Source organism: Egbenema bharatensis FJBBOT/2019, from assembly GCF_048077055.1.
GTDB classification, from domain to species: domain Bacteria; phylum Cyanobacteriota; class Cyanobacteriia; order Elainellales; family Elainellaceae; genus Egbenema; species Egbenema bharatensis.
In genome coordinates this window covers 129,647-145,217 of sequence record NZ_CP182236.1, presented here as the reverse complement: position 1 = coordinate 145,217, position 15,571 = coordinate 129,647, and the positions used below count along the sequence as shown (strand labels likewise).

The 15,571-nt window shown below is 47.3% G+C and carries 3 protein-coding genes and 1 pseudogene; all 4 read right to left on the bottom strand.

The window, feature by feature from the left end:
- Window positions 1–18: 18 nt before the first annotated feature.
- The 4 genes and pseudogenes from ACM1PF_RS00620 to ACM1PF_RS00605 all read right to left on the bottom strand — a co-directional run bounded on the left by ACM1PF_RS00620 (window position 19) and on the right by ACM1PF_RS00605 (window position 15,520).
- Entirely contained in the window at window positions 19–1,089 is a 1,071-nt protein-coding gene (locus ACM1PF_RS00620) for an LLM class flavin-dependent oxidoreductase (protein WP_416671494.1), read from the bottom strand.
- 51 nt (window positions 1,090–1,140) lie between these two features.
- The gene (locus tag ACM1PF_RS00615; protein WP_416671492.1) at window positions 1,141–5,802 is read right to left on the bottom strand and encodes a type I polyketide synthase; all 4,662 of its coding nucleotides are present in this window, start codon (window positions 5,800–5,802) and stop codon (window positions 1,141–1,143) included.
- 107 nt (window positions 5,803–5,909) lie between these two features.
- A pseudogene (gene panP, locus ACM1PF_RS00610) lies at window positions 5,910–7,557 on the bottom strand (pyridoxal-dependent aspartate 1-decarboxylase PanP).
- A gap of 40 nt (window positions 7,558–7,597) precedes the next feature.
- Window positions 7,598–15,520, bottom strand: a complete 7,923-nt coding sequence (locus tag ACM1PF_RS00605) for an amino acid adenylation domain-containing protein (protein WP_416671490.1) — start codon at window positions 15,518–15,520, stop codon at window positions 7,598–7,600.
- Between the last annotated feature and the right edge of the window lie 51 nt (window positions 15,521–15,571).

The following is a 15,571-nucleotide window of genomic DNA, read 5'->3' as shown; positions in this document are numbered from 1 at the left end:
TTTTTAAGCATTGCTGCGTTAACGAGACCCAACCATCTGTTCTTGCTGGGTAGAGCAGCGTGCTTTGAGAGAGGCAAGATGGGGCAAACTCGCCATGACAGCATCAAAGTCTGGGTTGAAGTCTATTAGACAAGCCACTTCATCTACACCTGCTTGCTCAAGGCGTTCAATCATCTGCATACAGGTTGTTTGTGATCCGATCAAGGTTCTGCCTTTGAGCCAGCCTTCATAGGCAAACTGCAACAGACTGTCAATATCTGCTTCTGAAAAATCTTTCAGGCTGACGTTCATATTTAAGCCTTTTGCCAATTGTTCTAGCAGATCAAGATGAGTCTTTAGATAATGACAAAACGGTTGTCTAACCTGCTCTTTTACCGTATCAAAATCTTCTCCGACAAACGTGTGTAACATCATCGCCACTTTTCTAGAGCGGGGATCATGCCCATGTTGGGTAAGGGACTGTCGATACCGCTGAATCTGGTTCGCAACTTCCTCCAGCGTTCCCGATAAAAGCGCAGTGAGAACATTTGCACCAACTTCCCCTGCTTTGACAAATGTTCCAGGAGACTGGCATACGATCCAGGTTGGCAATTGAGGTTGCAGCGGTCTGGGAAAGGTTTTAACGCTGAATCTTTTGCCCTCTACATCGGATAGTTCAACCTGTTCGCCTGCCCATAATTTTTGCACCGTGTGGATGCCGTCCCACATGGTAGATTTGCGATCGGCATAGCTTTCAGAAGACAGAACAAAATCATCGACTGTCCATCCAGAGGCAAAGGCTAAATCAACTCTGCCATTGGAAAGGTTATCCACGATCGCCCATTCTTCAGCTACGCGGGCTGGATGATGGAGTGGCATGACCACACTACCCGCTCGCAGCCGCACCCGTTGCGTCACCATAGCCAAGGCAGCACTGGTCAAGGATGGATTCGGATAAAGCCCGCCAAAAGGATGAAAGTGGCGTTCTGGAGTCCAAACGGCGGAAAACCCGTTTAAATCCGCAAATTTCGCACTTTCAATCAGCAAGCGATACTTGTCAGATTGGTTGGATGACCCATCACCCGAAAAATAATATAAACTAAATTCCATTTCTGAACTCCTAATTTAGCGATAGGGTTGCTGTTAATCGGTTAAAAATTTTTAGCTTAGAGATTCTTGAGCTAACTGTCTGGCAATTTCCTCGGATGAAAGATGTTTGGCTTCAGCCAATAGAGCCGCAATCTCCTGCATCTCATCCGGTTTAGGCTGTTGTTCGTGAATGATTGCAGCTAGCCCAGCGACCGTCGGCGCATCAAACAGAATGCTCTTTAAGGGCAACTCCACTTGAAAGGCTTCCCGTAAGCGAGAAGTCACCTGTACAGCTAATAAAGAATGTCCCCCCAGTTCAAAAAAATTGTCATGAATGCCGACTTGCTCAATGCCAAGCAGCGTTTGCCAGATATCGACGATCGCTGCTTCCACGGGAGTCCGAGGTGCAACGTAATGGCTCTGCAATCTAGGTCTGGCATACTGGGAAGTTGTTTTGGTGGTCTGTTGCTCCGGGGTGAGGGTCGATCGCTCTTGAATCCATTGGTTTAATCGAACCCGTAAGTCTCCTGGGGAAACTGCTAACTGTCCTGTTATCCTGTTTGCGAGCAGTCGTTGAGTGATATCCCAAACTTCGCCAGGAGACATCGCCAATTCAGCCAGTACAGATCCAAATGCAGTAGGCTCTTCCTGGGCTTTTCGCTCTGTTGTGCGGCAGGCATCCCAATTGACACTTAGCCAGGGAATGGTTCCCTTTCGATTCTGCTGATGGGTTAAAGCATCAGTGAACAGATTAGCAGCGGCATAAGCGATTAATCCTAAACCACCGACAACCGAAGATAAGGAAGACTGCACCAAGCAAAAATCAAGCCTTTTATCTTGCAATAGGTCTGCCAAAACAGAGAGACCGTAGACTTTAGTGTGGAACTGCTGTTCACACTCAGAATAACCGATTTGCTGAATGGCGATCGTTGAATGGGCATTACTCATCGGTGTAACATAGAACACCCCATGAATCTCCCCAAACCGTTCATTAACTTGTCGAATTGCGGTTCGCATTTGATTCTCATTGGCGACATCTGCCTCAATCAATAGAATTTCAATTCCGGAAGTTTCCATTGCCTGAAGAATTTGAACGTACTGATACATTTCTGATTGATTATTTTGTGTCGCCAACCATTCCTGCCATTGGCTGCGATCGGGTAATCCTAGTTTTCCAACCAGAGCAATTTTGGCTTTCGCCATTTTTGCTAAATGCTCACAGAACGTTGTCCCTAATCCCTGACTCAGATCGCCTGCAATCAGGTAAACTCCTGCTTCCCTTAATGGAGAACTTTGATCAATGGCAGAGAATTGGATTGGCTCGTAAGCTTGAACCCAGCGATGATCGCCACGATGAGCAACGACTAAATCGGTGGTTGGAGTAATCAATTCTGTAATCAGTGTCTCAGCCCGATCGGACTCGTGATCAGCATCAGGAACCTCAATATCAATACTGCGACAGGTGAGATTGGGATATTCCTGGGGAATCACTTTACAGCAGCCTAGTAGCGTTGCCTTGGCAGGAATCAGGGGTTCACCGCCTACAACCTCATGTAGATGATTGCTGACAATGTGGAGTTGCATAGGATGCGTTAAATTTTGCTGGGCGATCGCCTGAGCCAAAAACAGTAAGCTATAGAAGCCGCGTTTCTGGTAATGCCGAAATTCTGCGATCGGGGATGAAACTGGAGAAGCTGAGTCAGGGGTTACAGTCCAAAGATGAATAATTTTCTCAGGGATTTGGTTAGCAGATTGCAGCGATTGCATCAGCTTGACATAATCTTGCCTTTCCTGAGGATTTAGTGAGTATGCCTGCTGGCTCAACCGGGTGAATTGTTCTCCGATGGAAACTGTAATCACGGTATGTCCCATTTGCTCCAGGCGGTTAGCCAGGTGGAGGCTGATGCCATCCCCATCGATAAACAGCAGCCAGCAGAACGTTTGAGCATTCATGCTCGTTGCCAACTTGGGTGGCAGTGTGCGTTTCCAGGTTGGTAAGTAAAACCAATCTGCCAGATCAGGCTTACGTTTCAGGGAGTTCTGCTGAGGCGGAGCAGACTGTTCCAACCCATCAGGCGGATCAATCCAATACCGCTGCCGCTCAAAGGGATAGGTGGGCAAGAGAACCCGCTGGCGACGTTCATGTTCCGTAAAGCTTGCCCAATCGATCGCCACACCCGCAAGCCACAAGCGTCCCAAAGTCGTTAGTATTTCCGTTTCATCGGATACTGAGTCTTGGGGATGGCGCAATGAGGTCAGCACCCATTCCTGTTTCGCCTGCTGTTTGACTAACGTACTCAACGTTCTACCGGGGCCCACTTCCAGAAAGATGCGTTCCGATTCTTGAAGCAGGGTGGCAATTCCAGAGGCAAAGCGCACGGGTTGCCGGAGGTGATTCACCCAGTAAGTAGGATTTATTGCCTCTGCGGCGGATAGCCAGGTGCCCGTCAAATTTGAAATGACTGGAATTTGGGGAGGATTCAGTGGGATACGCTGTACCTGAGCCGCGAACGGTGCCAAAACAGGCTCCATCATGGCAGAGTGAAAGGCATGGGAGGTTTTGAGACGACGGCTCTCAATACCTTGCTCCAACAGGCGGCTCTGCAACGCTTGAATGGCACTGTCTGTACCCGATACCACACATAGCCCAGGTGCATTCAGGCTGGCAAGCGACATCTGAGAATTGAGCCAGGGTTGCATCTCTGTTTCGGATAGGGGAACAGACAACATCGCCCCCTGTGGCAACTGCTGCATTAACTTGCCTCGAATTGCCACAAGGGTAAGTGCGTCTTCCAGGGAAAACACTCCCGCCAGACAAGCAGCCACATATTCGCCAATGCTATGGCCAATCATGGCTTCCGGCTGAATCCCCCAACTCATCCACAATTGTGCTACGGCATATTCCACCACAAACAGAGCCGGTTGCGCGATCGCTGTCTGTTGTAACTGGGTTGCCGCAGTCTCTCCGGATGAATCTGAATAAAGCACTTGGCGCAGATCAAAACCCAGGTGAGGTTGAAGTAATTCACAGCAGCGATCGATTTGATCGCGGAAAACGGGTTCATGCTCATACAACTCTTGCCCCATCTGGGGATACTGAGATCCCTGTCCTGAAAACATGAATACAACCGATCGATGTCTATCTTCACTCACCTGGGTTAGCACTCGCGGTGAGTCTGAATTTTCCAGGGATTGCACCGCATCATCCAGGCTTTGGCAAACCACCAGACGACGATGCTCAAAGGCTCGCCGCCCCACCTGCAAGGTATAGGCAACATCCGCGAGGCTGTGTTCTGGATGCTGTTTGAGATGGGTGGTTAAACGAGCCGTCGCCGCCTCAAGGGCAGTAGGAGTTTTAGCAGATAGTAAGAGTAATTGCCAGGGGCGAGCAGGACTTCCAGGGGCGATCGTAGGGGCTTCTTCCAGCACCACATGGGCATTCGTGCCACCGATACCAAAGGAACTCACACCTGCTCGACGCGGCGTTCCGTTTGATTCCCAGTGCCGTAGATGCGTATTGACATAAAAGGGACTCTGCTCAAAGTCAATTTGGGGGTTGGGCTGGGCAAAATTGAGACTGGGCAGGATTTGCTGGTGCTGAAGTGCTAAAACCGTTTTGATTAGCCCTGCAATGCCAGCAGCCGTATCCAGGTGGCCAATATTGGTTTTAATGGAACCAATGGCACAGAATCCTGTTTGACTAGTGCTTCTCCGAAAGGCTTGTGTCAGAGCTGTGAGTTCAATTGGATCGCCCAGCGATGTGCCTGTGCCGTGCGCTTCTACATAATGAATGGTTTCAGGATCAACGTCTGCGACTGCCAATGCCTCTGAAATCACCGCCGCTTGCCCTTCAACGCTAGGAGCCGTGTAGCCTACTTTGAGCGCACCATCGTTGTTAATCGCCGAGCCTTTAATCACCGCCAGGATGCGATCGCCCTCTGCTAAGGCCTCATCCAACCGCTTCAGCACCACCACCCCGACACCGCTGCCAAAAATTGTGCCTTTGGCATTGGCATCAAAGGCGCGGCAATGGCCATCCGGCGATAAAATGCCTCCCTCTTGATACCGATAACCGGATTTCTGAGGCACTTTAATGGAAACACCACCAGCGATCGCCAGGTCGCTTTCACCGTTGAGTAGGCTTTGACAGGCGAGGTGTACTGCCACTAATGAAGTAGAGCAGGCGGTTTGTACCGTCAGGCTGGGCCCCTTCAGATTCAACTTATAGGAAATAATGGTAGACAAATAATCCTTATCATTTCGACTCAGTGCCTCTACGCCAACCGTAGACTCTAACCACTGACGATGCGGATAAAGGTTATTCAGTGAGTAATGGCTGAAACCCACTCCGGTATAAAGCCCAATTTGCCCTGGATATTGCTCAGAATCATACCCAGCCTGCTCTAGGGCTTCCCAGACACACTCGATCAAAAGCCGCTGTTGGGGATCAGCAATCTCCGCTTCTCTAGGTGTAAAGCCAAAAAAATCAGCATCAAACAAATCAATTTCTTCAAGAACTGCGCCTGCTCTGACGTAGGAGGAATTCCCTAAAGTGGCTGCATCAATGCCCGATGCCGTCAACGCTTCATCACTAAAGAAAGAAATGGATTCTATTCCTGCCCGTAAGTTCTGCCATAGCTGCTCTGGATTGCTAGCCCCCGGAAAGCGACCCGCCATGCCAATAATGGCAATTTCATCTTGGGAATATGAAAACTCAGTAGTATCTGAATTCATTACCATTGTTCATCCTTAACGGTTTCTTGAAGATGTATTGATTGCTATTAAATGTCATTCACTTAAAGTGAGTTGGCACTGCCCATCTTGCCTTTATAGCGATTAAATTATGCAACATTTCCAGGCTCTTCAAGAGAAACTAGCACTGACAAACCAGCAGCAATTTGGATCTGATCATCCAGAACAGCATCAATATCTAGCTCGTTCGTCAATGGATTTGCAATTACTGCTCGCAGTGCAATCACGTTAATCTCCTTGTTAAAACAATTTATTGTTTTAATCGTACGTGAAATAAATGTCCGACCCGCTTGACGTTGAGCTTTTTGAAGACATTCATTAAATTGGCTAATGATCTGGTAGTCATTCTCTGTCAACTGTCGTTGGGCGGCACGATTTCTAAATGACTCTGGAATATATTGATAAACCAGTAGGTTAATTTCGGGTTCGCAGATCAGTTCAAATTCAGGCATCGCACGAATGCGATCGGCCATGTATTGAGTTTTTCTTAATCCCTCATTGATTAGAAATTCATATCCTTCTAAACCAATTAAGTGTAGAGCAGCATGGAGAAACAATGCCATCCCAGGTCGAGATCCTTCCAGGGCCCGTTTTCCCAGATCAAGAGAGCCATCGCGAATCGTATAGGCAGCACTTTTTTCAATGACGGTTGCCAAGTGAGGATCGCGCAAAAATAGCATCCCAATCCCCATTGGTAAATACAGTTGCTTATGCCCATCAATCGTAACGGAATCAGCTTGCTCAATCCCTGCCAGCTTATGTTGATATTGTTTCGAGAACAGTAACGGTTCGTCCCCAAGCAGCATCTACATGGAAATGAACCTGAGCAGCCTGGGCAATTTCTGCGATCTCAGCCAGTGGATCAACGCCGCCCGAGTCGGTTGTACCGGCAACACCAACAATGGCAAGAATGCGATCGTTTTGAGCTTGGCATTTTGAAACGACTTGATGCAGTAACTCTAGATCGATTCGGTTATCAGAGTCAACCGGAATTTTAATTAAATTACGAGTGCCAATACCAAGTAAATCTGCCGCCTTGTCAAAGGAATAGTGCATGAGTCGAGAACCAATGATCACTGCTCTTTGATGCCCATAAAAATTAAGGGCAGACGCTAATCCCTCCTGTTCGACACCAGCAAAACCGTCACAAGCTCCTAAAGCTGCATTCCGAGCGCACCATAGTGCTGTAATATTTGCCGCTGTTCCCCCTGAAACCAAAATGCCTAATGTGTTCTGATGGTTCTGGATATGCTCTGCATAAAAACTGGAGGAGAATTGATAGATTAAACGGTGCATCATTGCCAATACTTGGCGCTCGCAGGGACTCAAGGATTTAGCCGTTTCCACCTTGACCAAATTTTGATTCAGTGCGGTGACTAGTTTTGCCAAAGGGCGCACAAAGTAAGGAAGTGCCGAGGTCATGTGACCGATAAACCGAGGAGAAGCCGTATGCACGGAGTGGGTGACAATATCATCGGTTAGACATCGTAAATAGCGATCAAGATCAAGTGGCTCTATGGGTAATTCACTATCTTTGAACTTCCTGAATAGGAGATCAAAGTCGATATCTGTTGCCGGAAAAACTTGGTTCAAAAAGGATTGTGACAAATTTGTGATTTGTCTATCAATCTCTTCTTCGGCTAACGTAGTCTGAGGAGATGGCAAGAAAAATCGCATGATTCTCTCTTGCATTTGATAAGGTTGTGTTGAACCAATGCGAGTAGGATTTTGTTTCATTATGCTTTCCGGTATTCATGCCTTGCGCTGAGAGGATATTTTAGAGTTGTTTTAGATTGCTGGCTTTTCGGTGCTTTTGTCGGATTTGCTTTTGTCGCTTTGTGGATGTCATTCTGTCTCTAGCATTTCTGGAACTTTGATCAGAGGATGACTGACGGGTTGCTTGGCTCAAGTAACCTGCAAGGGCACTAATCGTTGGATATTGGAACATCACAACTAGAGGAAATTCGCGTTGAATGCTTTTTTGTAGCCGACTGTGAAGGGTCACAATTAGTAGGGAATGTCCCCCAATGTCAAAAAAGTTATGGTGAACTCCCACTTTTTCCAGGTGGAGTGCGTCTTGCCAAAGGCTAGCGATTGTCTTCTCCAGTTCCGTTGTCGGAGCTTGATCAACCTGTTCTAAATCAGAGCGAATCGGATCAAAGGTAGCAAGTACTTTGCGATCGAGCTTGCCATTAGGAGTTAAGGGTAGGGCATCCAGTTCAACGAACGCCGCAGGCACCATGTAGTCTGGTAATTTCTCCCCTAGAAAAGCTCGTAGTTCCGCCACCGATAGGGTAATTGCTGGATGAGGCACAATGTAGGCAACAAGTTGGTGATCATGGCGATCGCCAGGACGCGCTAACACCACTGCTTGAGAAACCTGGGGATACTGAGACAGAACACTTTCAATTTCGCCTAATTCAATGCGGAACCCTCTGAGCTTCACCTGATGGTCAATCCGCCCCAGATACTCGATCGTGCCATCCGCTAAGTAACGCCCTAAATCCCCGGTTCGATACAGACGTGCACCTGCTTGTGAGCTAAATGGGTTAGGAATAAACCGCTCTGCCGTCAACTCTGGTCGCCGTAGATACCCTTGCGCTAGTTGCACCCCACCGACATATATTTCACCCACCACTCCAACCGGAACAGGTTGTCCCATTCCATCCAAAATGTAAATCTGCGTGTTGGCGATCGGTCGTCCAATTGGAATTGATGCAGGGAGGGAATCACCCGGCTGAAGCGCATATGCCGTCACATCAGCTGCTACCTCAGAACACCCATACAGGTTGAGCAGCGTACTGGCTCGAAGCGATCGGCGAAACTGCTGTACTAACTCAACGGGTAGTGCCTCTCCACTAGTTGTCCAGAGCTTCAGGTGCGGTAGTCGGCTCTGGAGGTGGGGGTCTATCTCCAGCAGGACTTTCAGCAAAGATGGAACGAGGACTAAACGTGACACTTGATGACGAGCGAGGGTTGTAATCAGTTGGGATGGATCTTTGACCACAGCATCCGGAATTAGCAGGGTGGGAATCCCCTGGAGCAAGGCCCCAAAGACTTCCCAGACAGAATCGACAAAGTTCAATGAGGTCTTTTGGCAAGTGACTTCCCCTGATGTAAAGGGATAGGATTGCCACATCCAGTGACAGCGATTGAGGATACTGTGGTGAGAACCGACCACCCCCTTGGGTGTCCCTGTCGAACCGGAAGTATAAATCACATAAGCCGGATGATTAGGGGATAGGAAGGATGCCGTTACAGGCTCATGGCTCTCGTGTGAAATAGCCGTCCAATCGACATCTAAACAAACAACTTGAACGGAATGGGTTAGGAATGCTTCAGCGAAACATTGTCTCGTCAGGACAACAGGCAGTTGAGTGTCTTCCAGAATATGGGCTAAACGTGCTTGCGGATAGGTCGGATCAAGTGGAACATAGACTCCACCTACTTTGAGGATGGCTAATAAGGCAATTACCAGGACGGGCGATCGCTCTAAACAAACTCCTACCAAGGTTTCTGGTTCCACTCCTACAGACTGGAGATGGTGTGCCAACTGATTGGCTCGAAGATTGAGTTCTTGATAGCTGAGTTGCTGCTCTTCAAAGACAAGGGCGATCGCATTCGGCGTGCGTTCTACCTGAGCTTCAAATAATTGATGAATACATTGATTATCGGGATACTCAACCTGTGTCTGATTCCATTCCCGGACTAAGCACTTCTGTTCCGTTGCGGTCAGCAAGGGTAATTCCCAAATACACTGTTCTGGCTGTTCCACAATCCCACTGAATAATGTCTTCAGGTGAGTTACCATCCGCTCAACAGTGGCTTCTTCAAACAAATCAGTGCGGTACTCGAATCGTCCCAGTAGCCCTGCATCCATTTCTTCCATTGACAACGTCAAGTCAAACTTGGCTGTATCACTTTCTGCTGCCAGAAACTCCAAACTCAATCCGGGTAACTGCAACGTTTCTGCTGGTGCATTCTGCAAAATGAACATTACCTGAAACAACGGTGTATAGCTCAAACTGCGCTGAGGCTGAAGCAGTTCCACTAGCTGCTCAAATGGCACATCCTGATGGGCATAGGCTCCCAATGTCACCGCTCTGACCCGTTGCAAAACCTCACGGAATGAGGGACGACCAGCCAGGGAAGTCCGTAAAACCAATGTATTGACAAAGAAACCAATCAAACCTTCCACTTCCGATCGATTGCGATTGGCAATGGGCGAACCGACCACAATGTCATCCTGCCTACTGTAGCGAGCCAACACCACCTGAAAGGCAGCCAGCAGGGTCATGAACAATGTACAGCCATTCTGCCGACTCAACTGCTTGAGGGCTTTCGTCAGTTTTGGTGAAACGGCAAAGGCAAAGGTCGTCCCCTGGAAAGTCTGGATTGCTGGACGGGGATGGTCGGTTGGCAATTCCAACACAGCCGGAGCACCTGCCAACTGCTGTTGCCAATAGTGCTGTTGCTGCTGCAAGACCTCTCCCTGCAACCACTGTCGCTGCCAGGCAGCAAAGTCCACATACTGAATGGGCAACTCAGGCAAGGGCGAGCGCACTCCCTGGCAGGAAGCTTGATAGAGTGCCGCCACTTCTCGTACTAATACACCGATCGACCACCCATCCGAGACAATATGATGCAGAGTGAATAGCAAGACATGCGTTTCGCTCCCCAGACGAAGCAATTTCACCCGCAGCAAAGGAGCCACATCGATCGCAAAAGGGCGTTGAGCTTCCATCTGCACCAGTTGCTTAACGGTTGGATTTTGCGCCGATTCTGGTAGTTCACTGAGGTCAATCAAAGGCAATTCCAGGACAATTTTCCATGAGATGACTTGTTTAGGGTTCCCCTGCCCTGATTGAAAAGCAGTTCGTAGGATTTCATGGCGACGAAGCACTTCATGCAAGCTCTGTTTCAGGGCAGTGATGTTCAAAGATCCTTGCAGGGAAATGGCGGCTGGCATATTGTAAAACGGGCTATTGGGTTCTAACTGGGCGAGGAACCATAGCCGCTGCTGAGCAAACGAGAGGGGCAACGCTTGCTGACGGGAAACACGGGCGATCGGCTGCACGTCCCTCTTTGCTTCTGGGGTGATTTGCTCGATCGTTTGAGCCAGCCCAGCAATAGTTGGCTCTTCAAAAATACAGCGTAAAGGTAGTTCAATTTGAAATACGTTTCGGATTTGAGAAATTACACGAGTTGCGGTGAGGGAATGCCCTCCTAATGCAAAGAAATTATCGTTAACACTGATATCTTCAATCCCCAACACCTCTGTCCAGATCCCGACCAGAATTTCTTCAATGGGCGTGGAAGGAGCTACAAACTCTGATTCAGATAGCGTTAGGGTGGCTTCCGGTACTGGCAAAGCTCGACGGTCTAATTTACCATTTGGTGTAAATGGTAGTGCCTCCAGGGGCACAAAAGCAGCAGGAATCATATAATCCGGCAGGTTACGATCTAGAAACTCGCGCAAATTGAGCCTCAGCTTGCGTTCTTGATTTTTTTGTAGGGGTACGTTGGTATAGTCGCTCCAGGATTGAATACGAATCGACTCATCTTTAGCAATAGGAATAACAACTTGAGGTGTTTGTCCTTCTGCATCTTGCCGCACAAATACTGCATCGTAATCACCGGTATGCCCTGAACCAGACCAGCTGAGTTGTACAGCGTAAGGGAATTCACAGCTTAAAGCCCATAATGTTTCTGGATCTACACCCTCATTTCTATTGGAATGCAAAATTTCCTGGAATTCAGCAACCGTGTGGCTTTGCTCATTCGTGTTGATTAACTCTAAGAGTTTTACTTCTGTCACCAAACGAGCATTCGGGATATGCGTAATTCCTAAAATTTCAGAATCTTCTTCGCGCAATAATTGACGAATTGCATCAACATTCAATCCCAATGTTTGCCAGTCCATCCATACAATATGGGTTGGTTGTTGCACCTCAGTGCCTACATCGATCGTCACATCGTACTTAAATTTTGTGAGTTCGTTGTGATGCCGACCTCCCTTAAGTTGGACTTGAACCTGGCTAATGTTTGGTAAAGACTGTTGTAAAGCCTTAAAGAAGTTAGGGTCTATTACCAGTTCATTATCTGTCAGCAAATTCTTCTGGATACGCTGCCGCAGTTCGGCTTGACTGAGTTCACCAACGGCTTGATGCAGTTGCACCCAGGCATGAAATGTTTCCAGTAAGGGTAGACTGCGAACACCTCCCACAAAAATGTGACCTCTAGGTTTAACCACTTCAACCAGATGAGTTAACACCTGCACCAAATAATGAATGCTGGGAAAATTTTGAATAGTTTCATTGAGAATAATCGTGTCAAATTTGTGAGGTTCTATGTCCGGTAATTGGTGAGCCATACCCTGCAACAAGGTCACTTTCTCCACAATTTCCGGTTTTGAATTGATTTGTTGTTGAAGATAATTCAGTGCTGCATTGGAAATATCAATACCACAGTAATGCTGACAATGAGGTGCAATTCTGGTCAGTAATAAACCCGTGCCACAACCGATTTCTAAGACGTGACTCGGTTTCAGATCAAGAACTCGCTCAACGGTATTGTTAACACATTCAAGAATTTCTACTTCTGGTAATGGTTGATTAGTATAACGGCTCGTCCAGACTCTTAAATTAATCGACGGATCAATTTGAGAAAATTCCCAGCTGTAAAACTGATCATAAATATTTTCTAATTGGGATACGTGTTGAATATCCGAGTCTGCCAAATCGGTTTGGGTCTGTTCGGGTGACAGTTGTTGGCTGTTTTGCTCCTGATTATTTTGCGCTTGGGCATTCTCGACATAATACGCAACCAAGCGTTGGTTTCCAGGCGCATCTTCTCTGACAATAACCACAGCCTCATTGACATCAGGATGTTGGCGAAGAGCTGCTTCAATTTCTCCTGGTTCAATCCGGAATCCCCTGAGCTTGACTTGATAATCCAATCTTCCAAGAAATTCAAGATTACCATCTGGCAAAAATTTGGCTTTATCGCCCGTTTTATATAATCGTTTTTCCCCATTCCATAAAATAAATCTCTCTTTTGTTAAATCTGGACGATCGAGATAACCCCGCGCCAATCCTGCTCCTCCAATGTAAATTTCCCCAGGAACTCCGATCGGAACAAGCTGTAAATTCTGATCTAATAGATAGATTTCAGTATTTTGCACCGGACGACCAATGGGTGTATTTCTTTCAGCAACAACTTGAGGGTTTACAGTATATAAAGTTGCACAGATGGTCGCTTCTGTTGGGCCATAGCCATTGATCACTTGCAATCCTGGGATGCTTTGACTGATCGATATCAACAATTGTTCTGAAATGGGTTCAACGCCGACAAGTAATCGCTGCAAACAGAGCGGTTGTTGGTTTTGTCTGAGTTGGTTTTGACTGAGCCAATTTTCCAGCGGATTCAGCGCAAATGGGGGCAAATACGCACTTTGAATTTTATGGTCACTACACCATTGCAGCAAAGCAGTTGCATCTGCTCGAATATTCTCCGGAACAATATGCAGTGTACCGCCAGCAAGGAGGGCTGAGAACATCTCATACACTGAAACATCAAACGTTAGATGAGTCCACAGGCTACAGCGAGCACCCTCTGCTAAGGGTTGACGGCTTTCAATATCCGCCAACAAATTGGTTACACCACGATGGCAACAGCAAACTCCTTTCGGTTTGCCAGTAGAACCAGAGGTGTAAAGGACATAAGCCAGGTTTTCAGTACTGATTTGGCAAGCTAGATTTTCTGTGGAGTTGTGGGCGATCGCCTCCCAATCCGTGTCTAGATAAATGACCTTTCCAGCATACTCTGGTTGTCTTGGAAGTAATACTGTTTCTGTTAAAAGGACATTCACCTGAGCGTCTTCTAGCATGGCAGCAAGTCGTTCTGACGGATGGGTCGGATCAAGTGGCAAATAAGCTCCACCCGCTTTTAGAATGCCAAGGATGCCAACAATCGCAGTTGATGATTTCTCTATGAATAAACCTACTAATGCTTCCGATCGCAACCCTTGCATTTGCAGGTAATATGCGAGTTGATTCGCCCGCTGATTCAACTCCCGGTAGCTTAACTGTTCCTTTTGACTCACCACAGCTACCGCATCAGGCGAGCGCTTGACCTGTTCTTCAAACAACTGATGCAGACATCGATCAATCTGAAAGCGATTAATTGAAAAATCATGAATTTGGGCATGAATTTGGGATTGGCAAAATGCTGTTTGTAATTGCTGTTTTTGTGCATCGGTTAAAAGGGGCAAATCTGACAGGCAGCTTTCTGGATTCGCCACAATCCCAGCGAGCAGTGTTTGAAAATGCTCTGTCAGACGACGGATCGTGTCTACAGTAAACAAATCACTGTTATATTCCCATATGCCAAGCAGCTCTTCCTGCTGTTCCACCATATCAAGGCTTAAATCAAACTGAGCTGTCGCGCTGTCTACCTTGGAGATGCTCATTTCCAGTTCCCCAATTTTTAGGGATGGCACAGGAGTATTATTCAGCGCAAACCAGATTTGAAAAAGCGGGTTATGGCTCAGATTCCGCTCTGGCTGAATTTCCTCAACCAACTTGTCAAAGGGCAAATCCTGGTGATTATAGGCATCTAAAGTTGTTTGTCTCACACGCCTCAGCAAATCAAGGAAACTGGGGTTTTCGCCCACATCCGTTCGCAGCACTAACGTGTTGACCAAAAAACCAATTAATTGTTCAAGCTCTGAAAAATTCCGATTGGCTACCGCAGTTCCAACAATAATGTCTTGTTCTTCGGTGTAGCGGTAGATTAGGGCTTTGAACGCAGCCAGCAAAGTCATAAACAAAGTTGCTTCGGCTTGCTGGCTGAGGGACTTTAATGCAGTCGTTAAAGTTTTAGAGAGGGTAAAGGAATACTTTTTGCCTTTGTACGATTGAATCGCAGGGCGAGAGTAATCCGTTGGCAGTTGCAAAACGGGTAGAGAACCCCCCAATTTTTGTTTCCAGTAATCTTTTTGAGCTTCTAAGACCTCCCCTTGTAGCCACTGTCGCTGCCAAACGGCAAAATCTCCATATTGAATGGGTAATTCTGGAAGCGGTGAGGGTTTCCCGTCTGCAAAGGCTTCGTAGAGTGCTGCCAGTTCACGGATAAGCACCCCCCTAGACCAACCATCAGAAATAATGTGATGCATAGTGAATAGCAGCAAATATTCTGCCTCACCAAGTCGTAAAAGCGTGCCTCGTAGCAGAGGCCCTTTTACTAAATCAAAGGGGCACCGGGCTTCCTGAGCCGCAAGAACCTGGACTTCTTGCGTTCGATCGGTTTCAGAGAGTTCTCGCAGATCAATCAACGGCAAGTTCAACATTAAGGTTGGCTGGATGACCTGAACAGGCTCTTCCCCAGCTAGCATAAAGGTTGTACGAAGTACTTCGTGGCGACGCACGATTTCATTGAAGCTTTGCTCCAGCACCGCGATATTCAATGCTCCCGTTAAATTCACAGCAGCAGGATGGTTGTAGAAAGGGCTACCGGGTTCCAGTTGTTCGAGGAACCATAACCGTTGTTGAGCAAAGGATAACGGCAATGCCTCATTTTTTTCCCGATTGGGAATGGTTTGGGTCTTCGGAAGTTGTAACCCTTGCTGTTTTAATTGCCGATCTAAAAGCGATCGCTGTTCTGGAGAAAGGGCTGCAATTCGTTTCGCAAAATCATTCATATGCTTTTTGCTCGTTCAATACTGGCTAAATTAGGGTTGCTAGTGGGGTCG

Excerpts from the sequence above, each read along its gene's own strand:
- ACM1PF_RS00615 (WP_416671492.1), bottom strand. The coding sequence starts at position 5,802 with ATGAATTCAGATACTACTGAGTTTTCATATTCCCAAGATGAAATTGCC.
- ACM1PF_RS00605 (WP_416671490.1), bottom strand. The coding sequence starts at position 15,520 with ATGAATGATTTTGCGAAACGAATTGCAGCCCTTTCTCCAGAACAGCGA.
- ACM1PF_RS00620 (WP_416671494.1), bottom strand. The coding sequence starts at position 1,089 with ATGGAATTTAGTTTATATTATTTTTCGGGTGATGGGTCATCCAACCAA.